Raw genomic sequence first — 22,583 nt, forward strand, 5'->3', positions numbered from 1 at the left:
GAACCTTACGATTGTTAAACGGACTGACGCCATGCGAGGTAAATTTGTCGCGTTACCTCGCCGATGAGTGGTTGAGCGCTCTTTTGCCTGGCTTGGGCCTTTCCAAGGATTATGAACGCCTAACCGACGACTGAGGTATTTATCAAAATTATCGAGGCACACCGCCTTTTACGCGGCATTTGTTAGGTTTTTAAACAGCTTCTTGGATTTGGTGCGGGCGGGCCGATGTTTTAGCGCCTGCTTACCTTAGATAACTGCGTTCGATTCTAACTGAAATACTTAGCTTCCTCCAGCATGGATAATTCGTCCATGGAATTAATGTTATTGAATATTTCCGGCTCTCCACTGAAATCCACCCGCACCAAACTTTGCTGAGCCAGCCAAACCGCGACCTTACGTTGACCATTGGCCAAGTAATCTTGCAAACTGGTTTGCAATGTAGTTTTTATCGCTAAAAAAACCGGATGCAGCCTTATGCCGTCAAAAGCGACCGCGACATCGGCATTGCTTTCCGCACGGACTAATAACAACTTTCGTAAATGTTCGGTTTTAATTAACGGCGAATCGCAAGGCATGACCAGCAAAACATCGGCATCGGCATGCATCATTGCGCTTAATACGCCGGCCAAGGGGCCGTCAAAACTGTCGGTTTGGTCGCTGATAACCGGCCATCCGAACTGACGGTATTGGTCGATATTCCGGTTGGCACTGATGAAAACAGCGTCCACAACAGGGGCCAGCGCGGCTATCGCATAACTGACCATCGGCCGGCCTTTAAAATCCACCAGGCCTTTGTCCCGATTATCCATGCGCCGCGCACGGCCGCCCGCAAGAATCACGCCCGCTACTTTTGTTTGACTGTTCATAATGGTAAGCTTTGAATACCGTAGATAATGGTCAACTTGTTCAACCGACAGACTATTCTCGCAAGCCTGCTGTTTATTGCAAGCTACACATACTTTTTCACTTTAACTGACTTATGGGAATAAAAGATCATCAATGAAAATTAAATACCTATCATCTATTTTCAGCCTTGCTTTAATTGCCGTTATTTCAGGCTGCGCCACGGAACCGGAAAAACCCGTTGAACAAGCCGAGCCCGCGCCGTTTGTCAACGACTACCCTACCCGCGACCGCGTTGAGTATGTTTTGAACTGCGTTGCTCAACACGGCGGCCTGACCTACATCACCCAATACGCCTGCGGCTGCAAGATCGACAAAATTGCCGAAAAACTGAATTTCGCTGAATTCGAGGCCGCGAAAACCTTTACTTATTTAACCAAAGGCCAAACAGGCGATGCCGCGGCGGCGCTGCGCGATCCGGCTCAATCCAAGGACTTGAGAAAACGGCTCAAAGATGCGGAACAATATGCCGAGAAAAGCTGTTTTGTGAAATAGGAAAGCCGCTTTTTCATTTTTTACCCCTTAAGTTAATGCATAGAGCGGCGCTCTGGCTTACTCATCCAAAGGTAGATCCATTCCAGCCCCATAAGTTAGCAGGACAATTGCTGAACTCAATATAAACACGCTCCGCTGGAAGCTGTAAGCGGCTTGCCAACAATTGGCTGATAGCCGCCGAAAGCGACTGCGCCTGCTGGGCGCTTAGACCGATACTCTTACATTCGACATAAGCCAGCGGTTCATTACTGCCCCCAAACAGCATGTCTTTGCCACCGCTTAGCTCAACCATAACATAACGCTCCGGCTTGCCGGTTTCTTTTGCCAGCAGTTGCGAAAATTGGCTCATGAGTTCTGGAGACTGTTTTTTATCGATTGCAATATTGGTTGTTAGTTTTAAATAGGGCATAAAATCCTCTCTTACTTTCTAAATGGCCGGGGCTAATAATAGGCTAAAAACTGTTTTATGAAACAGAAAGGTAGCCCAATTTTGAACGCGCTATCTTGCCAATATAAGCATATGCATGAACAGTCTGTTGCCTGATAATAGACAAATCATTTTGAATCGCTGCATTTAAAAAATATCTATTATAAATAGGGACATAACCAATACTCTTTAAAACACTTACATTATTTATCTGATTTATAGCATTTTTACAGCCAAAATATCTTGTGCTATGCTACCCGGCACACTTAAATACGCAACAGTCAGGGATAGCCGTTGTTTTAACCAGGATGGATCGCCATATTGAGATGATCATGACAGAATCAGGCACCATGCAATCAATCGTGCAAGAAATAATCGCCACACTCAAAGACAAGCCCGGCGCACTTTTACCTATTCTACATGGCGTACAAAATGCTTTGGGCTATGTCCCGGCTGAAAGCGTCCCGGACATCGCAGCAGCGCTTAACCTTTCCCGCGCCGAAGTACACGGCGTCATCAGCTTCTACCACTATTTCAGAGACACGCCGCCGGGTAAACAAACCATTTATCTTTGCCGCGCGGAATCCTGTCAAGCGATGGGCGGAAGACAACTGGAGGAGCATGCTAAAAGCAAACTGGGCATCGATTTTCATGAAACGACCGCAGACGGTAAATTCTCCCTGGAACCTGTGTACTGTTTAGGCAATTGCGCCTGTTCACCGGCCATGCAAATCGGCAAGGACATATACGGCCGTGTGACAGCTGACAGCTTTGATGCTGCCATCAACAATATAGAGGCATCGGCATGAGCATCACTATTTACGTTCCGTGCGATTCCAGCGCCGCATCAATGGGCGCAGACCGCGTTGCTATCGCCATCGCTGAAGAAGCCGCAAAACGCGGCATCGATATTAAACTGATCCGCAACGGCTCAAGAGGCATGTATTGGCTGGAGCCGCTGGTTGAAGTGGCGACCGACAAAGGCCGCGTGGCCTACGGCCCTGTTCAGCCCGGAGACGTGTCCGGCTTGTTCGATGCTAACTTCACACAAGGCGGCGCGCACGCGCTAAATTTAGGCCTGACCGAAGAGCTGGATTACTTCAAGAAACAGCAACGCTTGACCTTTGCCCGCATCGGTAAAACCGATCCCATCAGCTTGACTGACTATGTTGCAAATGACGGTTATCGCGGTTTAAAAAATGCATTAGCCATGACTCAGGCGGACATCGTCAAAGCAGTAACCGATTCAGGTTTACGCGGCCGCGGCGGCGCTGCATTTCCAACCGGTATTAAATGGAATACGGTGCTGAACACCGCATCGCTGCAAAAATACATTATCTGCAATGCCGATGAAGGCGACTCCGGCACATTTTCCGACCGCATGGTCATGGAAGGCGATCCTTTCGTGTTAATCGAAGGCATGACGATTGCGGGTTTAGCAGTCGACGCTAGCCAAGGCTACATTTATCTGCGCATAGAATATCCTCACGCTTTCGAGATACTCAATGCCGCGATTGCAACGGCTTACAAGGAAGGTTACCTGGGCGAAAACATCCAAGGCAGCGGCAAGACCTTTAACCTGGAAGTACGGCAAGGAGCAGGCGCTTATGTCTGTGGCGAAGAAACCTCATTAATGGAAAGCCTTGAAGGCAAACGCGGTCTGGTACGTTTTAAACCGCCCTTGCCCGCCATCAGCGGCCTGTTCGGCCAACCGACCATCGTCAACAACGTTATATCGCTGGCTTCAGTGCCGGTTATCCTGGACAAAGGCGGCGATTATTACCGCGATTTCGGCATGGGACGTTCGCGCGGCACCTTGCCGATACAATTGGCAGGCAACATCAAGCGCCCCGGCCTGGTCGAACTGGGCTTTGGTTTAACCTTGCGCGAATTACTTTATGATTTCGGCGGCGGCTCGGCTTCCGGCAGGCCGATTAAAGCCGTCCAGGTAGGCGGCCCGCTCGGCGCTTATCTGCCCGAAGCGCAATTCGACACGCCGTTGGATTACGAAGCCTTTGCCGCGAACTGGACGGTACTGGGACATGGCGGCATTGTCGTTTTCGATGACACGGTCAATATGGCCGAAATGGCTCGCTACAGTATGGAATTTTGCAAAATCGAATCCTGCGGCAAATGCACGCCTTGCCGCATCGGCTCGACCCGTGGCGTAGAAGTCATGGACGACATTATTAACGGTCGCAACCTCGACAAAAACATCCCTTTGTTACGTGATCTTTGCGACACCTTACTCAACGGCTCCCTCTGTGCATTAGGCGGTATGACGCCCTACCCCGTACTGAGCGCTTTAAATCATTTCCCCGAAGATTTCGGGATAAATGCCAAAGCTACAGCCGCCTGATAATGATTAGAGGAGATTACAATGTCGATCAATAAAGAAAAAGATTTTGGTACACCGGCCCGCGCCAGCGACAACATGGTTACGCTGGAAATTGATGGTTTTCAGGTAACGGCGCCGGTAGGGACGTCGGTTATGCGTGCGGCGGCAAGCATCGGCATTGAAATCCCCAAATTATGCGCAACCGACAGCATAGAGCCGTTCGGTTCGTGCCGGCTTTGCGTGGTACAAATAGAAGGCGGCCGCGGCATGCCTGCTTCATGCACGACGCCGGTTTCGGAAGGCTTGAAAGTTGTCACCCAGAATAAAAAACTGGCCGATGTGCGTCGCGGCATCATGGAACTGTATATCTCCGATCACCCGCTGGACTGCTTGACCTGCTCAGCCAATGGCGATTGCGAACTGCAAGACATGGCGGGCGCCGTTGGCCTGCGCGAAGTGCGTTACAACCCGGTTGAAACACACCTGAACGCCGTAAAAGATCAAAGCAACCCCTACTTCAGCTTCGATCCCAGCAAATGTATCGTTTGCTCGCGCTGCGTCAGGGCTTGCGAAGAAACCCAAGGCACGTTTGCGTTAACCATCGACGGCCGCGGCTTCGATTCCAAGGTTTCGCCGGGACAAAATGAAGCCTTTATGGATTCGGAATGCGTCTCCTGCGGCGCGTGCGTCCAAGCCTGCCCGACCGCGACGCTGATGGAAAAAACCGTGATCGACAACGGCCAACCTGAACATGCGATCGTGACAACCTGCGCCTATTGTGGCGTCGGCTGTTCATTCAGGGCGGAAATGAAAGGCGAGCAGGTCATCCGCATGGTACCCGCCAAAGACGGCAAGGCCAATCACGGCCACTCCTGCGTGAAAGGGCGCTTTGCGTTCGGTTATGCCACGCACAAAGACCGCATCACCAAGCCGATGATCCGCGCCAGCATTAACGATGCCTGGAAAGAAGTCAGCTGGGAAGAAGCCATTGCTTACGCAGCGTCCGAATTAAAACGCATTCAAGCCAAGTACGGCAAAGACTCTATCGGCGGGCTGACCTCGTCGCGCTGCACTAACGAGGAAACTTATTTAGTGCAAAAATTGATCCGCGCCGGTTTCGGCAACAACAACGTGGACACTTGCGCCCGGGTTTGCCATTCGCCAACGGGTTACGGACTGAAACAAACCTTTGGCGAATCGTCAGGAACACAGGATTTCGACTCGATCATGAAAGCGGATGTGATTGTGGTCATGGGAGTCAATCCAACGGACGGCCATCCAGTATTTGGTTCGATGATGAAAAAACGCCTGCGTCAAGGCGCAAAACTGATTGTCATTGATCCGCGCGAGATTGATTTAGTCAAAACCCCGCACGTCAAAGCCGACTACCATTTGAAATTGCGCCCCGGCACCAACGTTGCGTTGGTCAATGCATTGGCGCATGTCATCGTCACTGAAAACTTAGTGGATGAAGCATTTGTCAACGCACGTTGCGACGTTGCCGCATTCAATAAATGGCGGACTTTTATCGCCGATGCGCGTCATGCGCCCGAGGCAACCGAATCGATTACCGGTGTGCCGGCCGCAGAAATCAGGGCCGCCGCGCGTTTATACGCCACCGCTGATAATAGCGCATTCCACTATGGTTTGGGCGTCACCGAGCACAGCCAAGGCTCAACCACCGTTATCGGTATCGCCAACTTAGCGATGGCGACCGGAAACTTGGGACGCGAAGGAGTGGGCGTCAATCCATTGCGCGGACAAAATAACGTCCAAGGCTCGTGCGATATGGGCTCGTTCCCGCATGAACTCCCAGGCTATCGCCATGTTTCCGACCCTGCAACCCATGCCTTATTTTCCGAAGCCTGGCAAACGGAGTTAAGCACCAATCCGGGCTTGCGCATTCCCAATATGTTCGAAGCCGCGCTGGACGGCAGCTTTATGGGGCTGTATTGTGAAGGCGAGGACATTGCCCAATCCGACCCGGACATCAAGCATGTTCATGCCGCACTGCGGGCGATGGAATGCGTGATCGTTCAGGATATTTTCCTGAATGAAACCGCAAAATTTGCCCATGTGTTTTTACCCGGAGCAAGTTTCCTGGAAAAAACCGGTACGTTTACCAATGCGGAACGGCGTATTTCTCCGGTAAGGCAAGTGATGCGGCCTTTAGCGGGTTATGCGGATTGGGAAGTGACGCAATTGTTGTCCAATGCATTGGGCTATCCGATGAATTACAGCCATCCGTCGGAAATCATGGATGAAATTGCGCGTTTAACCCCGAGTTTCAATGGCGTCAGTTACGAAAAAATTGACGAGCTGGGCAGTATCCAATGGCCTTGCAATGAGGAAGCGCCGGAAGGCACGCCGGTTATGCACACCGATCATTTCTTGCGCGATAACGGCAAAGGCTTGTTCATGTTGACCGAATATGTGCCGACTATCGAGAAAGTCACGCCGATGTTCCCGCTGATTTTGACCACCGGACGGATTTTGTCGCAATACAACGTCGGCGCACAAACCCGCCGCACTGACAACGTGGCTTGGCATTCTGAAGATCGTCTGGAAATTCATTCACATGATGCCGAAGATCGCGGCATTGTGACCGGCGATTGGGTCGGCATCAAAAGCCGTGCCGGTGAAACGGTATTGCGCGCCTCGGTAACTGACCGCGTGCAACCCGGCGTAGTTTATACGACGTTCCATTTCCCGGAATCCGGCGCCAACGTAATTACCACTGACAATTCGGACTGGGCGACTAACTGCCCCGAATATAAAGTCACAGCGGTGCAAATTACTAAAGTGCATCAACCGTCGGAATGGCAAAAAAGCTATCGCGATTTCACCGAGCAACAATTGGAATTGCTGGAATCAGGACAACAGCATGCCTAATGCTGAAGCGAGTCCAGACTTAGGTTTGGACTTCGTAGCGGAATTAGGTTGGGCAAATTATCAGCAAAGGCTGGTGCAGCGTTGGCAGGGAAGCCAACATAGCCAGGAACAGGATTATGTCGCGGAAGAAGTGCCGGTTGTGCTGGTTTATAACGGCATTTCTCATGTGGTGATGCTAGCCACCCCGACCAATTTGGAAGATTTTGCCTTAGGGTTTAGCATGACCGAGGGCATTATCCAAAATCCTAAAGAATTTTTATCGGCGCGGGTTTATCAGCGCGCCAACGGTATTGAGGTCAGCATCAAAATTCCGCCGGAGCGGTTTCAGTGTTTATCCGATAAAGGGCGCAACTTGACCGGACGCACCGGTTGCGGTTTATGCGGCGCAAGCACCTTGAAACAGGCGATTCGCCAGCCTGCACCTGTACACAGCACCGTTAGCGTCAGCGCCGCACAATTAACTGCCGCTTTAGGCGATTTGCAGCATAAACAATCCTTAAATCAATTAACCGGCGCGATTCATGCCGCCGCTTGGGTTGAACCGGAACGCGGCATTGTCGATTTACGCGAAGATGTAGGCCGCCATAACGCACTGGACAAACTGCTGGGCTTGTTATGCCGCACCGGTCGGGATGTCAACGCCGGTTTCATTATCGTAACCAGCCGCGCCAGTTATGAAATGGTACAAAAAACCGCCTTTCTGGGCATAGGCTTATTAGTGGCCATTTCCGCGCCGACCGGATTAGCGATTCGTCTTGCCGAACAAGCCGGAGTGACGTTGGTTGGTTTTGCCCGCCACGACAAACATGTTATTTATACCCATCCACAACGTTTAACACATTAAAAACTATGCACATCGAAAGACTTATTAGAATGGCTAATGACATTAGCAATTTCTTTGCCGCCGAACCCGATCATCAAGTTGCGGTTGAAGGCGTTAAGAATCACATCTTACGGAACTGGGAACCCCGCATGCGGAAGGCTTTGCTGGAATATGCACAAGCCGATGGCTCAGAATTAAGCGCATTGGCGCGCGACGCGGCAAATCACCTGCAAACAGGAACAAAGTAATTCTAAGCCGCTGTTTGAAAAGTCATCGGAAATTACAAATTTCTAAAAAACGGTTTATTTTGAACTTCAAAATGAATAGGGGCATGATCCAAACAAACGAGAAAACAGTTTAGGGCTTATTGGTAGCCGCGTCGTTGCCGGCCTATTACAGCCCCATATCCCCGACAGCTATGGACGGCGTGCGCAAATAAACCGCTCTTCCCAATAACGGTTTTTAAGGCTGGATACCAGCACTTTCCCGGTGCGCTGACTGGGTGCATGAATAAAATTATCGTTATTGACATAAATGCCGACATGGGAAAACGGCTTGCCGTCGGTATTAAAGAAGACCAGATCGCCGGAATGAAGATCCTCTTTCGGAACCTGATTCAGCGACTGGGCCATTCCCTGAACCGTGCGCGGCAACGATATGCCCTGATGCTCGTAGACATGCTTAACAAATCCGCTGCAATCGAAACCCTCCGAAGGTGAACTCTTACCGTAATGGTAAGGCGTACCCTGCAAGCTCAGCGCATAACTGACCATCGGTGAATAATCCGCAGTAGGTTTGGTTTCTGGAGTGCTGGCACAGCCGGAAAATAAAACCGCCGCGATCAGTAAAACACCTCGGGTAAAAAAACAGTGATAGTTGGTAGTGGCGAATGCGTTCACAAATTCATAACCCGTTCGAGACTGAGTAAAAACTCCATATAAAAACAGCAATCTTCATTTTGGAGTTTTGACAACAAAGGAAAAATTCATATATATCCCCGGTATCTCCCGCATTTTTTGCAGTCAATACCGGCTGACATGAAATCTACTGCCACTAAAGATAGACCATTACCCGCCAAATGGCTACGCGGCCGAGCCGCCGACATCATCTTTTTGTTGAATCGCCAAGACTCATAACAGCACAAACATCCCCGCACCAAGCGCTGCATACGATAGAATAGTCATCTTTCACTTTAGCCATAGAGACAGCTTTCATGAAATTTAATGCCTTGTTCTTTATCAGTCTATGCCTGCTTGCCTCATCCGGCAGTTATGCGGCGGAAAAAACAGTCATTCGCCTTGGCGTTCAGGCTTCCGGAACGGTCGATTGGGAGGTTGCGGCTATACAGGATAATCCACAGGCTGACTTTCAACTGGAAATACAGCGCGTCGCCAATGCTGAAGCCGGCAAAATCGCGCTGCAATCCGGCGCTGTCGATATGATTGTGTCTGACTGGATTTGGGTTTCCAGCCTGCGCGCCACCGGCTCCGATTTTACTTTTTATCCCTATTCGGATACCTCGGGCGCCTTGGTTGTAGCCGAAAACAGCCCTATCCATTCCATAAAAGATCTCAACGGCAAACGATTGGGGATTGCCGGAGGCGAGCTGGACAAAAACTGGCTGTTGCTACAAGCCTTGGCCAAACAAGAACAGCTGGACCTGAATGCTTCAGTGGAAAAAGTCTTCGGCGCGCCGCCGCTGATCAGCGAGCAAATCAAGCAAAACCGCGTCGATGCCGCCCTCACCTACTGGCATTTTGCGGCCAAGCTTGAGGCTCAAGGCTATCGCCAGATAATTGACGGCAGAGACATCTTAAAAGGTTTAGGCATTCAAGAGAATGTTCCCAGCCTCGGCTATGTTTTCAAAGAAAGTTGGGCAATGAGCCGCAAACAAGCGATTAACAGTTTCTTCAAGGCCGGCAAGCAAGCTAAAAACCAGCTGTGCATCTCCGATGCCGCCTGGCAAAAAATAATCCCGTTAACCAAGGCGGATGACTTACCCACCCAAACCAAACTTCGTCAGCGTTATTGTGAGGGCAACATTGAGCACTGGGGACAAGAACAACAACAAGCGGCGGGGCGCATTTATACGATGCTCCACACCTTAAGCAATAAACAGTTAACAGGCCATTCCGATACCCTGCAACCCGGAACATTCTGGTCGGCTGAATAAACTATTCAACTGCCGCCTTTGGCATCTGTATGCTATTTTTCTAACTGCCCAATAATTGCAACTTGATCAATCTTAAGATTTTTTTACCCGCCTTGTCATTACTGGCTTTCTTGGCAATGTGGCAAGGTTTTGCCGCTTATTTAAACAGCAACACCTTGCCGTCTCCCGAAACCGTCGCCAACGTTTTCTGGCAAGGCTGCGTATCGGGGCAACTCCCTTTTCATCTGGGCGTGACCTTGCTCCGGCTGGTGGTCAGTTTTACCATTGCGATGCTGCTGGGTTGCGCGATCGGCATCGTGCTGGGACGCAATAAAAAGCTCGATGCGTTCTTTGACAACTGGCTGGTGATTTTCCTGAATGTTCCGGCGCTGGTCACCATTATCCTGTGCTATGTCTGGTTCGGCCTGGTTGAATCGGCGGCGATCCTCGCCGTGGTGATCAACAAGCTGCCCAATGTGATTGTCACGATCCGGGAAGGCACGCGCGCGCTGGATCAGGATTTGCTGGATATGGCGCGCTGTTACCGTTTCGGCAAGCGCAAAACGTTGGTTCATGTGATCTGGCCGCAACTGCATCCGTTTGTGATGGGAGCCACCCGGTCGGGTCTGGCCTTGATCTGGAAAATTATTCTGGTGGTCGAGTTATTAGGCCGCAGCAACGGCATGGGCTACCAGTTGCATCTGTTCTTTCAACTGTTTGATGTCGCAAGTATTCTGGCTTATACGATCGCTTTTGTTGCCGTGATTCAGCTGATAGAGCTGCTGGTTTTAAAACCGCTGGACAAAAAAGCGCTACGGTGGCGCAGATGACCGACATCCAAATCAATATCAACAACAAAACCTATCCGACAGCGACGAAGCCAAGCATCGCCAACCTTGAGCTGTCGCTGAACTCGAATGAATTTATTTGTCTGGTCGGCCCGTCCGGCTGCGGCAAAACCACGCTGCTGAATATTATTGCCGGTCTGGATAATGATTACGATGGCGAAATCCTCGTCGGACGGCGACACACGCATCCCAAGATCGGCTACGTTTTCCAGAATCCGCGCCTGCTGCCCTGGCGGACGGTCAGGGAAAATATTGAGCTGGCGCTGGATCGGCCGCAGCCTCCCGAAGTCATTGACGCCTTGCTTGGGGCCATGCAACTGACCCAAGCGCAACAAGTTTATCCTGAACGATTGTCATTGGGCATGAGCCGCAGGGTCGCAATCATCCGCGCGTTCGCTGTCGATCCCGACGTGTTGCTGATGGATGAGCCGTTTGTGTCGCTGGATGCGCCGACCGCAAGGCACGTCAGGGAACTGCTGCTGAAACTGTGGCAACAACGCCCGCACACGGTTTTATTTGTCACCCATGATCTGCGCGAGGCCGTTGCGTTGGCTGACCGGCTGGTATTTTTATCGGCAACGCCGATGCGGGCCATCAGTGAAATCATCGTGCCTATCCCCCGAAACGAGAGGAACAATGAGCTGGCAATTGAAGCATTCAGGCAACAGTTGCTGCAACATCATCCTGAAATAAAACAACTTTTGTGACCGTTTCCCGAATCGAAAAACAGTTGCGGCATCGTTCAAAATATCCGATACTCTTGACCGTCAAGCCTTGTTATAGGGGATTCTTGCAGGGCTTACCGTACAAACTACCCAGGGTTAATATCATATGAAAAAAGTAATTATCTTAGGATTGACGACTACCGTTATTGCATTGGCCTCATTGACCGCATCGGCTGAGAGCGATGCCCAATATCCCGCTGCAAATTTTCAACCTAAAGTCGTCTATATCGACAAAGATGCGATCAAATCTTCACCTAAATGTTCAGACCAAAAACCCGCAGAAAAGGCAACCGAGTTCGACCCTAAATATCCGGCCGCCAGCTTCACGCCCAAAGTAATTTATCCGTAACCTCGCTTTTTAATAAAAGGTGCGTCTAAACCGGATTCACCTTTTACCGGCCTTCCCCTCTTTTTCGGACAAAAAAAGGGGACTGATGTCCTATCAATCCCCGCTATGGCATCCAAACCCTTGATCCTGACGTTTGATCAAGCCCTGCGTTAGAGATATTTGAACAGCGATAACCCGCTTACCTGGGCATAAGTCTGCTGAGCGACCTGCAACGCGGTGGATTGCAATTGAAACCTGCTGATTGCATCGGCGTAATCAAGATCCTGAGTCTCGGAAAGTGTGGTCTTCGTGTCTAATACAAACTTTTCATTTTGCGCTTCTTGATTATCCAAAGCATTCAACCTTGCCCCGACACTGGTTCTTGCTTCCAAAAAGCTATTCAGCGCCGCGTCAAGATCGTTTAACACACCGTCAAGCTGGTCTTGAAAAATCTGGCTCGTTGACGTTGCCGCACCGGGTACGTCAACCCCCGTATTACTCTGACCGTCAACAAAACCGGCATCGGTTAAAAAAGTTCCTGACGTGTTATTAATCTTGATGCTGGTGTTAACGCCCGTGGCTTCTGTAACGTAGGTAGTTACCGCGCCAAATTCAATTCTATTGCCGTTGCTCCGGGCCTGCATAACATCGCTATAATGAGAACCGACAGGCAAATTCGTGTTAGGGGCGACAAAAGCGGCAGGCAGTAAACCGGCCGCCCCTGAAAGCTGCGCATTGATCTCAGTGACCACATCCTCGGTATTAGCAAAGGCTTTACCGCTCAGATCTATTTGTGCGGCCGGAAGCGGGATGACTGACGGCGGCGCCGTAGCAGGCAGCATCTCTATATTGCCCACCAACTCAAATTTAGTCGGCGGCAAAAGAGGATCAGAATAATCCAAGCCATAGCGCAAAAACCTGTCGCCGCTGATTTGGGCCGGAGTGGCCTTAAAAGTCCCCGCCAAGCCATCAGACAGCGACTTTAAGGTGTTAAAAATACTGCGCTTGCCGTTCTCGTCAGCTCCCGGACTGGTAGAGTTTATATTTTCGAATACATTGAAGCCTAAATCGCCGTCGGCTACTTGACGGGTAGGACTAATTTGCAGAACACGCTGCTGCGGGCCGCCTTGGTAAACATATTCACCGGTCGTAGGGTGTAGCGCAAAAGCGGGTACCGTCGAAAAATCGCCTGAAAAAATAAATTCGCCGTTGGCGTTTTTGGTATTTGCCACGCCGGCCATTTCCTGAATCAACTGATCTATTTCAAACTTCAACGCCAACCTGTCGTTGCTGTTTAAACTATCGTTCTTACCTTGAAGCGTCAGTTCTTTGGCGCGTGACAATATGTTAGCTGAACTTGCCAGCGCTGATTCCTCAATATTCAATCGCCCGCGGGCAGTCGAGATATTGCTTTGATACTGGGTGGTTTGGGCAATCGTCGCCTGCAAATCCAAAACCTTTACCGCAGCGGCCGGGTCATCGGCAGGTGTCGATACTTTAAGTCCGGTGCTTAATTGCTGCTGCACCTTAGCCAATTTAGCTTGCTGGCCGGCCATCGCGTTAACATTAAGCTGTTGCGCCCAAGCTGTTGAAATTCTCATTGTTATCGCTCCTATCTAACTGCGCCGATCAAAGTATCGAATAAGGACTTAGCCATTGAAATCGATTGTGCGGATGCCTGATAAGCTTGTTGAAACTTTATCAGGTTAGCGGCTTCTTCATCCAAGTTTACACCGACAAGACTCTCTCTGGAGTCCTTTGCCTGATTTAATAAGGTTTCCTGCGCCGAAGCACCGACTTCGGCTGTCCGTGTCAAGGTTCCGACACCGGAAACAATTTGACCGTAAGCATCGCTAAACGAGGCGCTCCCGCCTAGCATGCCCAATCTATTCTCAAGACCCGCCAGCAGTATTGCATTCCTATTATCGTTGGGCATCGCCCCTTTGATAATGGATGCGGGGAATACCGGCAATTTGGTCACCGGATCGACTTCTACATTCGTCGCGGCCGCGATTTTTTTCGGGTCATCGATATTAACCCCAATCTTCTGGGCCGCGCTGTAGGTTGGCCGGGTTACAAATTGATCCCCGACTGAAATGGTTTTACCACCACTCAAATCAACCGTTATATCAATGCCCGCCGGAACGGCTGTCACGCCGGTAGTCGATCCTGAAAACGCGCCGGCGGTGCTGCCTACGCCGCTGAAGTTGCTGCTGATGGTAAGAGTGGATGCCGAACCGGCCTTGCTGAGCACGAGGTCGTTGGTCGCAAACGATCCGGTTTTGACATACACGCCGGCCCCTCTTCCGGTGGTCAGGAATGTATTCAGTGCGGCATCAAGCTCGTTCTTTGTAACCGTGCCGCCGATCGATGCCGCTTCGGTGTATATTTGCAGGCCGTCGACTTCCAGGGTAAAGGGACCGCCGGTCGCGGCGACGGCAACCGAACCCGCAACATTGACGGTATTGGCCGCGAAAGCGCCGGGGGTGGTGGCGAAGTTACTGGTGATGTTAACGGAAATCGCCGTACCGGAGAACTTGCGCAACACCAAGTCGCCGCCGCTGAAAGAGCCGCTTACTTTGGTGTAGGCTCCGGCATTGGCGGGTTGGGCCAGAAAAGCATTCAGCGCGGTGTCCAGTTCGGCGCCGGTTACGGTGCCGCCGACCGAGCCGGGCTCGGTGTAGAAGGGGATCCCGTCGATGTTCATGGTAAAGGTATCCGCGCCGTTGGACACCGCAGTTGTAAATGCGCCGATCTGTTCCTCTTGCGCTACCGCCGCCGTACCGCTTGACACTGCCTGCGTAAAAGCGCCGGGCGAGATGCTGGTCGACAGCGTAAAATCGGTTGGATCAAAATTTGACGGCTGAGTGGCCGCAAACGACAAGCTGTAAACGCCGGTAGGCGGCACAGTATCGGTAGCCGTAAGGTTAATCACCTTATTATCCCGAATCCTGGTCAAGGTATAATCAACCCCGCCGCCTGAATTGACATACTTCAAATTAAAATCGCTGAAATCCAGGCTTCCTGACGCCAATGGATTGGTATCCTGAAAATTAACCGTAACGGCTGCACTGCCGCTATTGGACGAACTTTGAATAACAGGAACTTCAACGCCGGAAAAATTAAATAAGTCCAGGCCTGCCGCGCCGCTCAAATCGAAGCCGCTTTTATGGACGGCGTTAAAATCCATCGCCAGGCCGACGGCAACCCGGCCCAGTTTCTGCTGCGCCGGATCCAACACCTCATCCCGGAATCTTAACGACCCGCCCAGCGAACCGCCGCTTATCTGATCGGTCATTTCCATGATGCCGTTAACCGTCTTAATCCCGATTTCCAGACGGCCCGGATCGAATTCCGACTGAAGCGTAGTAAACGCGGCCGCCCCGCCATTAAGAACCAAGGCCTGTCCATTACCGATAAAAACACTGGTCATACCGTCATTCTGCTGAACAACAGAAACGTTGACTATTTCAGATAATGAAGAAATCAACGCATCCCGCTTGTCCAATAAGTCATTGGGCTGTCTAAAGCCTTGTGTTTTGCCTAAGTCATTGACGATTTGCACATTGAGATCGGCTATTGACGTAGCTAAAGAATTAATCTCGTCAACCATGACGGCTATATCGTTATTATTCAGCGCGCGTATGTCTTCAAATCTACCGCTCATGGTATTGAAGCTTTGTGTTAAAGCGTCCGTTTCAGCCAACAGCACCTGCCGGGAAGGAATCGATGAAGGATCATTCGCCAATTCATTGACGGCATTAAAAAAACGTTTCATGACGGGCGCTATGCCCGTACCGGCATCAGCCATTATATTATCAACGCGGGTAGCAAGCTGATGGTAACGATCCACTTCGCCGAACGCAGAAAGACTGGAGCTCAGTTGCTTATTAATAAACTGGTCGTAACTGCGCGTGACATTATTGATGTTTACGCCCTGACCGATATATCCGTCGCCGGTAAATTGCGCGGGCCTGGCGCCAAGCTCCACGCGTTGACGGCTGTAGCCTTCTGTATTTACATTGGAAATATTATGCTGTACGGCTTCCAATGAGCGCTGGGCGGCTCTTAAGCCTGTCAATGATGTTGATAATAATCCACTCATGATAGCGTCCTGTTCCGGGAGTTAGATGCCGAACTTAATCTGCTCATTGATTCATCGCCATGATGACATCGGGCTCAAAGTCGGCCATCGTAACGCCCTGATAAATACTTATTACCTTGTTGGCATATTTCGGGTCGGTTGCATAACCCGCCCGTTGTAATTCATGCATATATTGTTCCGCATTGCCGACTTTTTTTAATGCCTCGCCATAGCGTGGATTATTTTTTATAAAACTCACATAATCCCTGAAACTTTCTTCGTATGAATCGTAGGATCTGAATCCGGCATTCACTTTTTTAGCGATACCCTGATCAAATTCCAGTGTCGCCACTTGCGCCTGCTTACCCTGCCAGGATTTATCGGCTTTGATATTAAACAAGTTATAGCTGTTGCTGCCGTTGCTGTTTCTTATTACCGAGCGTCCCCATCCGGTTTCCAGGGCCGCTTGCGCTAACAAAACTTTGGGTTCCACGCCCAATTCCCTGGCGGCCCGTTCGGCATAGGGATGCAAACGGCTGACAAACTCTTCCGCCGACTGTATCGGCCCGGTGCGCCCCGACTTTAGTCCGTTCATCGCGGAATCGCTATCTAACGGAATGTCGGTGATCTCATCAAACGGACTTCTATCCTGAGTATAAGGGCTGATCTTAGCCTGGTCGTCTGTGGAACCGGCCGCAGAACTGTCGGCTTTGCCGCTCACTTGCCGGTTAGCGGCATGAGCCTGTGCGGAACCGCCTCGTGAGACACCGCCGAATTTATTCAGATAATCTTCAATATCCTGCTTTTCATTTTTAACTCTATCGGGGCTCAGTTGCTTGACAATTAAGTCAGCCAGACCAACGCCGGGAGAACCTGACAAATGCAAAGCCAATTGTTGATCATACATTTCGCCGTAAAACTTGCTTTGATCGTTATCCATAATGCCGTCGGCCAATTTTGCCTCACGCATACTTTTAAGCACGTTGTTTAGAAAAATTGATTCAAATTGCTTGGCAACTTCTTTCAATGCTTCCGGCGATGCTTCCTTGGCTTGGGTTTTTAATTTGGCCAAACCGCTAAAGTCGGTATAAACATCGGCATTTTGTGGTCCACTTAACATAACAACCTCCGCGTAAGGCGGATCGCGATAGCAATCCGCCACGGTCGACAACAGCTTTAAATAACAATTAATTCCGCATGCAAGGAGCCTGCCGATTTCAGGGCTTCAAGAATAGCCACTAAATCACTGGGCGCGGCGCCTACATTGTTGACTGCCTGAACAATTTCATCCAGGGAGACACCGGGATTAAACACAAACATGTGGTTCTTTTCTTCTTCAACCTTTACGTCGGATTTAGGCGTAACCCTTGTTTGGCCATTGGAAAACGCGTTAGGCTGACTGACCTGGAGATCTTCAGTAATCGTCACTGTCAGACTGCCGTGAGACACCGCCGCAGGCTGCACCCTGACTTTACCGTTAACGACGACAGTCCCGGTGCGAGAGTTCACGATCACGCGCGCCGCCGCATCATCCGGCGTAACCATCATGTTTTCGACCACTGAAGCAAATGACACTTTTTGGGTGGGATCCACCGGCGCATTAACCCTGACAGAAGTCGCATCAAGCGCCTTTGCCGTATTAACGCCCAACACCCTGTTAATAGACTCCGCCATGCGATTGGCGGTAGTAAAATCGGGACTATGCAAATTAAAAATCAAGGCATCGCCGTCAGAAAAAGACGAGTTAACCACGCGCTCGACAATTGCACCGTTAGGGATGCGGCCCACATTGGGATTATTGACGGTAACGCTTGAGCCGTCATTACCTGAAGCACTGAGACCGCTCACAACCAGACTGCCCTGTGCGATAGCGTAAACCTGTCCATCAGCCCCTTTCAAAGGGCTCATTAACAAGGTGCCGCCGCGCAGGCTTTTTGCGTCGCCCAGTGAAGAGACGGTAACGTCAATTGTTTGACCCGGCTTGGCGAATGCGGGCAGATCCGCCTGAATGGAAACCGCCGCAATGTTTTTTGCTTTAGGATCGATGCCGGGAGGCAAGGTCATCCCAAGGCGCGCTAACATACTGCGTAGGCTTTGCCCGGTAAATGGGGTTTTATCCCCGGATTTATCCAGCCCGACGACCAAACCGTAGCCTACCAGCTGGTTACTCCGCACGCCTTCGATAGTGGCAATATCCTTGATGCGTTCGGCATGAACCGGCCCGCTAAAGACAATGCCCAGTATGAGCGGAGTAAAATATTTATGTAATGCGTTCATGTCAAAATCCTTAGCTTAGAATGGGAACCATGGGCTTTGAAGAATCCTTGCCAACCAGCCCATTTTGCTGGCGTCCGCTATAGCGCCTTCGCCGACATACATAATGGTTACATCGGCCACTTTGTCCGAGGTGATAATATTGGCTGCGTTTATATCGACCGGCCTGACAATGCCGGACAACCTGACAAACTCATCCCCCTGATTCAGGGTGACTCTTTTCTCGCCCCGAACGCTTAAATTGCCGTTTGGCAACACGCTGACGACGGTAACGGAAATGTCGCCGGTTAAACTATTGCTTTGATCGGCTGAGCCCGTCCCTGTAAATTCTTTTTTGGACGCTAAGGTGGTTCTAACGCTTTGCCCGGTCAAAGCGGATGCCGCTATACCGAACATCGAGGGAACTTCGGCTGACATCGCAGTGTTCTTTTTAGCATCAAAGTCGTCAGTCTTTTGCGCTTGGGTTCTCTCCAACAGCGTAATGGTTAGCACATCCCCAACTCTTTTTGCCGTATGGTCTTCAAACAAACGCATATCGTATCCGGCCTGATAGATCGATCCGCTGCTTTGTACCGGCGGCCGTAAATCGGCCGGCGCAACCGGAGCAAATGCCGGATCTCTTTGCGGCGGAGTTACACAAGCACTTAGCAGCGACAGCGTGACGGCAACGATGCTTAAGGTAAAGTTAGGTTTTTTAGTCATCATGGCCATCACCCTCTAGTTATAATTGCTGTGTCACAAAGGACAACATCTGATCGGCTGTTGAAATCGCTTTGGAGTTCATTTCATAAGCCCGTTGAGCTTCGATCATGTTAACCAACTCTTCAACAACATTGACATTGGACGTTTCCAATGACCCTTGGTTCAAAGTTCCATATTCGCCTTGCCCCGGCGTTCCGAGTATCGGCGCACCGCTGGCGGCAGACTCCCGGTAAAGGTTGTCGCCAACCGCTTGCAACCCGGTAGGATTGATGAAGTTAGCGAGCTGAATTTGTCCCAAATTGCTCGGCGCGGTCGTACCCGGCAGCAGAGCGGATACGGTTCCGTCAGTCCCGATCGTTACGCTCATCGCGTCGGCCGGCACAGTGATCGCCGGATTCAGCGTTAATCCGCCGGAGGTAACCAGCTGCCCTGTTGAATCTAATTTTAACGAGCCGTCACGGGTATAATTCGTCTCACCGTTAGGCATTAAAATCGGCAGGAAGCCCCGGCCATTAATTGCCACATCCAGCGCATTATCCGTTTGCTGGACATTGCCCTGAGTATGAACTTTTTCGGTTGAAACCGTTTTAACCCCGGTTCCCAGCTGCGTCCCCGTTGGCGCTTGTATATTCTGCGTGGTATCCCCACCGACTTGGCGAATATTCTGATACATAAGATCGTCAAACATGGCCCGGTCTTTCTTAAAACCGATAGTATTAACGTTCGCTAAGTTATTGGATATAACCGCCATTCTCGTCTGTTGGGCATCCAGACCGGTCTTAGCTACCCATAATGAGCGTTCTGTCATGATAATCTCCTGTGTGCCAATTTATTGTCTCAGTTAAATTGAAAGCATGGTTCGTGCCATCTTTCCATATCCACACAAAGCCCGAACTCAGCTTAAAAAAAAGCCGGGCTAAACCCGGCTTTCCGCACATAAATCCCGATCCGCGATACCTATCCCATTTGCATCAACTTGGCGCTCATTGCAGAGTTGTCATCGACAGTCTTCATCACCTTGGTTTGCAGCTCGAAGTTTTTCGACAACTCCAGCATTTCCGTCATCGCGACAAAGGCATTAACGTTACTGCCTTCCAACGTTCCGGTATTCAAACTGACACTGGCATCGACCGGCAACGGTTCGCCGGTTTTAGTATGAAATAAACCGTCACCTTGTTTTTCCAGCTCGCCGATCTCAGGATTGACCAGTTTAATCCGGTCAATCTGCACCAGCGTTGTCGCATTACCGGAACCCATTGGAATAATACTGATAGTGCCGTCAGTTCCGATAGTCACCTTTTCGGCGGGCGGAATGGTGATTTGTCCATTCTGTCCCAACACTTTCAAACCGGCGCCGGTTTTCAACAAGCCTTCCGGCGTAATACGCAGATCGCCTGCACGCGTATAAGCTTCTTTACTGTCATAATCTCCCCCCTGAGCGGCAATCCATCCCTTACCATTGATGGCCACATCCAGATCGCGGCCCGTCGTCTGCATCGCACCGGGGGAATAATCGGTTCCGGGTTTTTCTATCATCGCAAAAACCCGGGTAGGATAGCCCGCACCGTTCATGGGCCTGCTCTGGAACCATTCCAGATCAGACTTGAAGCCGGTTGTCTGCATATTCGCCAAATTATTGGCGTTTGAGTTTTGCGCCTGTAACGACTGCTTGGCGCCACTCATTGCAATATATAAACTACGGTCCATAACAGCTCCCCTTTTACCTTAAAACCAGAATCTTATAACAGAATAAAAAGCAAACATCGTTCCAACTATATCAAGCTAAAAACTATGCATTCAAAATAGTTTGTATCAAGCTTTTTTCGGTGGTGATCGTTTGTGAATTAGCCTGATAAGCTTGCTGCGCGATAATCAGCTTAACCAACTGCTCGGATAAATCCACATTGGAGCCTTCCAGGGCTGACGATTGAATCCCGCCGAAATTATTATCGCCGGCCGCGCCATAAATAGGCGCTCCCGAGCTTGAAGTCGTAGCCCAGGAGGTATCCCCTAATTTGGCCAGCGATTGATTGCTTTGGAACCGAGCCAGAGCGACTTGGCCCAAAGCCTTGGAGCCGCCGTTACTGTATCTTGCAAACACCACACCGGTATCGTTAACATCAATACCTGTCAAATTGCCGGCAGGCAAGCCGTCCTGATCCAGTCCATTGACACTAAAAGGCGTCGCGAATTGGGTGGTGCCGAAAAAATCCACATCGAACGCCATATCCTCAACACTTATATTAGGATCGATAAGCGATAGATCAATGTTGCCAAAATCCACCTTGGTCGCTTGCGAAGCGCCGGCAGAGGCCGCATCAACAGCAAGCTTATAAGCATCGGCCGCAGCCTTCGCAGTAGCTGCATCAGTCTGCGCAGTATTGGCAAGAATGGCGGCAGCGTCGGCAGTAGCTTGATCAGTAACGGTCGCCGCAGCCGTAGCATAAGCCGCTGCAGATGCCGCCGCAGTGGCGGCGGTACTTTTAGCCGTGGCGGCAAGCGCTGCGGCGGCAGGCGTACTGTTAATGGCGGCCGCGGCGGCGGCAAAATTAGCCGCCGTCGTAGATGCCGCTACGGCCTTGGCTAGAGCGGTGGCGGCAAGCGGCGCGGTATATGCTCCAACCGGAATGGCCGTTGAATCCATCAACGCAGCCGCAGCCGACGCCGTCGTAGTATCGGTAACCGCCGTGGCCCCCGTCGTCACAATCGCCGCAGCCTTAACCGAGGCCGCGCGAGGGCCGACTTCATCAAGCAAGCCCGATGCGGTGAAAGTCATCGGTATGGGTAATCCAGGCTGGTCAACCGTTGACGATACGGTCGAGTCCGGCGCCGTTGCCGGCGGCACAGCCTGTCCGCCCGTGGTAATGCCGAAGCCATCGAGAAACAAATAAGCATCCCATACGTTAGCGACCGGTGTTTTGACATAATAGGTCGATGCGATATGCGCATTACCCTGAGTATCGTAAGTGGTAATCGATGTTGTGTTGTTATAGGACAAAGGATTTCTAGGGTCGAACACCGTCGTTGACGGTTGGCTTGCAGCTCCGTTGATATTCAACTTCATATTGATATTTTCGGTGGCGCTGGGCAAACCCTGAGCGGTATCGATCGTTAGCGGCCTGAAAACACCGACGCTGAAACCCTCGGCTTCAGTCGTACCGTTGGGCGCAAAAGTCAATAAATACTGGCCCTTGTCATTCACTACATTACCCGCGCTGTTTAACTGAAAAGCACCGTTACGGGTATATGCGCTGGGTACCGAAGGATCGACCGGCCCTGATGGATTGGCAGGATCGGGAAGATTCACGTCATCGGCCAACACAAAAAAACCGTTGCCGCTGATCGCAAGATCAAGGCTGTTTTGGGTGGACTCGATATTACCCTGATTGAACTGTTGCGCCACTTCTGTGACTTTTACGCCAGCTCCTGGTTGAGTCTTGCTGACTCCGCCGAGACTGGAAGCATACACATCGGCAAATTCCGCCCGCGATTCTTTAAAACCGGTGGTTTGAGAATTGGCAATGTTATTTCCGGTTACCTGTAAACTTGTCGATGCGGCTTTTAATCCGCTTAATGCTGTTGCAAAACCCAT

General features: G+C 50.7%; 21 protein-coding genes. 10 read left to right on the forward strand and 11 right to left on the reverse strand.

The annotated features are described in order from the left end of the window. Positions 1–266: 266 nt before the first annotated feature. Positions 267–866, reverse strand: a complete 600-nt coding sequence (gene mobA / locus B0F88_RS09465; protein ID WP_104423692.1) for a molybdenum cofactor guanylyltransferase MobA — start codon at positions 864–866, stop codon at positions 267–269. A 133-nt stretch (positions 867–999) separates the two neighbouring features. Between mobA and B0F88_RS09470 the strand changes: the two genes are divergently transcribed. After that, positions 1,000–1,398: a hypothetical protein gene (locus tag B0F88_RS09470; protein ID WP_104423693.1), complete on the forward strand. Its 399-nt coding sequence runs from the start codon at positions 1,000–1,002 to the stop codon at positions 1,396–1,398. A gap of 61 nt (positions 1,399–1,459) precedes the next feature. Here the strand turns inward: B0F88_RS09470 and B0F88_RS09475 are convergent, their stop codons facing one another. After that, a complete protein-coding gene (locus tag B0F88_RS09475; protein WP_104423694.1) occupies positions 1,460–1,807 on the reverse strand; it encodes a phenylpyruvate tautomerase MIF-related protein in 348 nt (115 codons plus the stop codon). A gap of 350 nt (positions 1,808–2,157) precedes the next feature. On the opposite strand from B0F88_RS09475, the gene B0F88_RS09480 reads away from it, so the two are divergent. From B0F88_RS09480 to B0F88_RS09500, 5 genes are read left to right on the forward strand one after another with little or no spacing between them, the layout of a single operon-like run. After that, complete coding sequence (locus tag B0F88_RS09480; protein WP_104423748.1) at positions 2,158–2,634, forward strand: formate dehydrogenase subunit gamma; 477 nt, start codon at positions 2,158–2,160, stop codon at positions 2,632–2,634. Further along, positions 2,631–4,184 carry a formate dehydrogenase beta subunit gene (locus tag B0F88_RS09485; RefSeq protein ID WP_104423695.1) on the forward strand — a complete coding sequence of 518 codons (1,554 nt, stop codon included), beginning with the start codon at positions 2,631–2,633 and terminating at the stop codon, positions 4,182–4,184. Before B0F88_RS09480 ends, B0F88_RS09485 begins: the two co-directional genes overlap by 4 nt. A gap of 21 nt (positions 4,185–4,205) precedes the next feature. Continuing rightward, a complete protein-coding gene (gene fdhF, locus B0F88_RS09490; RefSeq protein ID WP_104423696.1) occupies positions 4,206–7,055 on the forward strand; it encodes a formate dehydrogenase subunit alpha in 2,850 nt (949 codons plus the stop codon). Further along, entirely contained in the window at positions 7,048–7,899 is an 852-nt protein-coding gene (gene fdhD, locus B0F88_RS09495) for a formate dehydrogenase accessory sulfurtransferase FdhD (RefSeq protein ID WP_104423697.1), read from the forward strand. Before fdhF ends, fdhD begins: the two co-directional genes overlap by 8 nt. Positions 7,900–7,928: 29 nt before the next feature. Further along, on the forward strand, positions 7,929–8,126 hold the full coding sequence (locus B0F88_RS09500) for a formate dehydrogenase subunit delta (RefSeq protein ID WP_308472013.1): 198 nt from the start codon (positions 7,929–7,931) through the stop codon (positions 8,124–8,126). Positions 8,127–8,294: 168 nt separating this feature from the next. Here B0F88_RS09500 and B0F88_RS09505 read toward each other — a convergent pair whose 3' ends face one another. Continuing rightward, positions 8,295–8,777, reverse strand: coding sequence for a C40 family peptidase (locus tag B0F88_RS09505; RefSeq protein WP_104423699.1), 483 nt, complete (start codon positions 8,775–8,777; stop codon positions 8,295–8,297). 314 nt (positions 8,778–9,091) lie between these two features. Between B0F88_RS09505 and B0F88_RS09510 the strand changes: the two genes are divergently transcribed. From B0F88_RS09510 to B0F88_RS09525, 4 genes are all read left to right on the forward strand, one after another. After that, positions 9,092–10,051: an ABC transporter substrate-binding protein gene (locus tag B0F88_RS09510; RefSeq protein WP_104423700.1), complete on the forward strand. Its 960-nt coding sequence runs from the start codon at positions 9,092–9,094 to the stop codon at positions 10,049–10,051. A 116-nt stretch (positions 10,052–10,167) separates the two neighbouring features. Beyond that, positions 10,168–10,860, forward strand: coding sequence for an ABC transporter permease (locus B0F88_RS09515; protein ID WP_258076617.1), 693 nt, complete (start codon positions 10,168–10,170; stop codon positions 10,858–10,860). Further along, positions 10,857–11,585, forward strand: coding sequence for an ABC transporter ATP-binding protein (locus tag B0F88_RS09520; RefSeq protein ID WP_104423702.1), 729 nt, complete (start codon positions 10,857–10,859; stop codon positions 11,583–11,585). The genes B0F88_RS09515 and B0F88_RS09520 overlap by 4 nt, the downstream gene beginning before the upstream one ends. Positions 11,586–11,709: 124 nt before the next feature. Beyond that, positions 11,710–11,952, forward strand: a complete 243-nt coding sequence (locus B0F88_RS09525; RefSeq protein WP_104423703.1) for a hypothetical protein — start codon at positions 11,710–11,712, stop codon at positions 11,950–11,952. A gap of 149 nt (positions 11,953–12,101) precedes the next feature. On the opposite strand, the gene flgL is transcribed toward B0F88_RS09525, so the two are convergent. From flgL to B0F88_RS09570, 8 genes are all read right to left on the reverse strand, one after another. Next, positions 12,102–13,532, reverse strand: a complete 1,431-nt coding sequence (gene flgL, locus B0F88_RS09530) for a flagellar hook-associated protein FlgL (protein ID WP_104423704.1) — start codon at positions 13,530–13,532, stop codon at positions 12,102–12,104. A gap of 11 nt (positions 13,533–13,543) precedes the next feature. Next, positions 13,544–16,036, reverse strand: coding sequence for a flagellar hook-associated protein FlgK (flgK, locus tag B0F88_RS19710; protein WP_258076614.1), 2,493 nt, complete (start codon positions 16,034–16,036; stop codon positions 13,544–13,546). 43 nt (positions 16,037–16,079) lie between these two features. Then, a complete protein-coding gene (gene flgJ, locus B0F88_RS09545; protein WP_104423750.1) occupies positions 16,080–17,135 on the reverse strand; it encodes a flagellar assembly peptidoglycan hydrolase FlgJ in 1,056 nt (351 codons plus the stop codon). A gap of 56 nt (positions 17,136–17,191) precedes the next feature. After that, complete coding sequence (locus B0F88_RS09550; protein ID WP_181049871.1) at positions 17,192–18,292, reverse strand: flagellar basal body P-ring protein FlgI; 1,101 nt, start codon at positions 18,290–18,292, stop codon at positions 17,192–17,194. A gap of 15 nt (positions 18,293–18,307) precedes the next feature. Continuing rightward, positions 18,308–18,994, reverse strand: coding sequence for a flagellar basal body L-ring protein FlgH (flgH, locus tag B0F88_RS09555; RefSeq protein ID WP_258076615.1), 687 nt, complete (start codon positions 18,992–18,994; stop codon positions 18,308–18,310). 16 nt (positions 18,995–19,010) lie between these two features. Continuing rightward, entirely contained in the window at positions 19,011–19,799 is a 789-nt protein-coding gene (gene flgG, locus B0F88_RS09560) for a flagellar basal-body rod protein FlgG (RefSeq protein WP_104423705.1), read from the reverse strand. A 149-nt stretch (positions 19,800–19,948) separates the two neighbouring features. Beyond that, positions 19,949–20,698, reverse strand: coding sequence for a flagellar basal-body rod protein FlgF (gene flgF / locus B0F88_RS09565; protein ID WP_104423706.1), 750 nt, complete (start codon positions 20,696–20,698; stop codon positions 19,949–19,951). An 82-nt stretch (positions 20,699–20,780) separates the two neighbouring features. Further along, positions 20,781–22,583 (reverse strand): flagellar hook protein FlgE, encoded by a 1,803-nt coding sequence (locus tag B0F88_RS09570; RefSeq protein WP_104423707.1) that lies wholly within the window; start codon positions 22,581–22,583, stop codon positions 20,781–20,783.

The sequence above is a fragment of the Methylobacter tundripaludum genome (assembly GCF_002934365.1).
In the GTDB taxonomy this organism is placed as follows: domain Bacteria; phylum Pseudomonadota; class Gammaproteobacteria; order Methylococcales; family Methylomonadaceae; genus Methylobacter_A; species Methylobacter_A tundripaludum_A.

Bases quoted from the DNA above. Each gene is read 5' to 3' on its own strand.
- mobA (WP_104423692.1), bottom strand. From the start codon at position 866: ATGAACAGTCAAACAAAAGTAGCGGGCGTGATTCTTGCGGGCGGCCGT.
- B0F88_RS09470 (WP_104423693.1), top strand. From the start codon at position 1,000: ATGAAAATTAAATACCTATCATCTATTTTCAGCCTTGCTTTAATTGCC.
- B0F88_RS09475 (WP_104423694.1), bottom strand. From the start codon at position 1,807: ATGCCCTATTTAAAACTAACAACCAATATTGCAATCGATAAAAAACAG.
- B0F88_RS09480 (WP_104423748.1), top strand. From the start codon at position 2,158: ATGACAGAATCAGGCACCATGCAATCAATCGTGCAAGAAATAATCGCC.
- B0F88_RS09485 (WP_104423695.1), top strand. From the start codon at position 2,631: ATGAGCATCACTATTTACGTTCCGTGCGATTCCAGCGCCGCATCAATG.
- fdhF (WP_104423696.1), top strand. From the start codon at position 4,206: ATGTCGATCAATAAAGAAAAAGATTTTGGTACACCGGCCCGCGCCAGC.
- fdhD (WP_104423697.1), top strand. From the start codon at position 7,048: ATGCCTAATGCTGAAGCGAGTCCAGACTTAGGTTTGGACTTCGTAGCG.
- B0F88_RS09500 (WP_308472013.1), top strand. From the start codon at position 7,929: ATGGCTAATGACATTAGCAATTTCTTTGCCGCCGAACCCGATCATCAA.
- B0F88_RS09510 (WP_104423700.1), top strand. From the start codon at position 9,092: ATGAAATTTAATGCCTTGTTCTTTATCAGTCTATGCCTGCTTGCCTCA.
- B0F88_RS09515 (WP_258076617.1), top strand. From the start codon at position 10,168: ATGTGGCAAGGTTTTGCCGCTTATTTAAACAGCAACACCTTGCCGTCT.
- B0F88_RS09520 (WP_104423702.1), top strand. From the start codon at position 10,857: ATGACCGACATCCAAATCAATATCAACAACAAAACCTATCCGACAGCG.
- B0F88_RS09525 (WP_104423703.1), top strand. From the start codon at position 11,710: ATGAAAAAAGTAATTATCTTAGGATTGACGACTACCGTTATTGCATTG.
- flgL (WP_104423704.1), bottom strand. From the start codon at position 13,532: ATGAGAATTTCAACAGCTTGGGCGCAACAGCTTAATGTTAACGCGATG.
- flgK (WP_258076614.1), bottom strand. From the start codon at position 16,036: ATGAGTGGATTATTATCAACATCATTGACAGGCTTAAGAGCCGCCCAG.
- flgJ (WP_104423750.1), bottom strand. From the start codon at position 17,135: ATGTTAAGTGGACCACAAAATGCCGATGTTTATACCGACTTTAGCGGT.
- B0F88_RS09550 (WP_181049871.1), bottom strand. From the start codon at position 18,292: ATGAACGCATTACATAAATATTTTACTCCGCTCATACTGGGCATTGTC.
- flgH (WP_258076615.1), bottom strand. From the start codon at position 18,994: ATGATGACTAAAAAACCTAACTTTACCTTAAGCATCGTTGCCGTCACG.
- flgG (WP_104423705.1), bottom strand. From the start codon at position 19,799: ATGACAGAACGCTCATTATGGGTAGCTAAGACCGGTCTGGATGCCCAA.
- flgF (WP_104423706.1), bottom strand. From the start codon at position 20,698: ATGGACCGTAGTTTATATATTGCAATGAGTGGCGCCAAGCAGTCGTTA.
- B0F88_RS09570 (WP_104423707.1), bottom strand. From the start codon at position 22,583: ATGGGTTTTGCAACAGCATTAAGCGGATTAAAAGCCGCATCGACAAGT.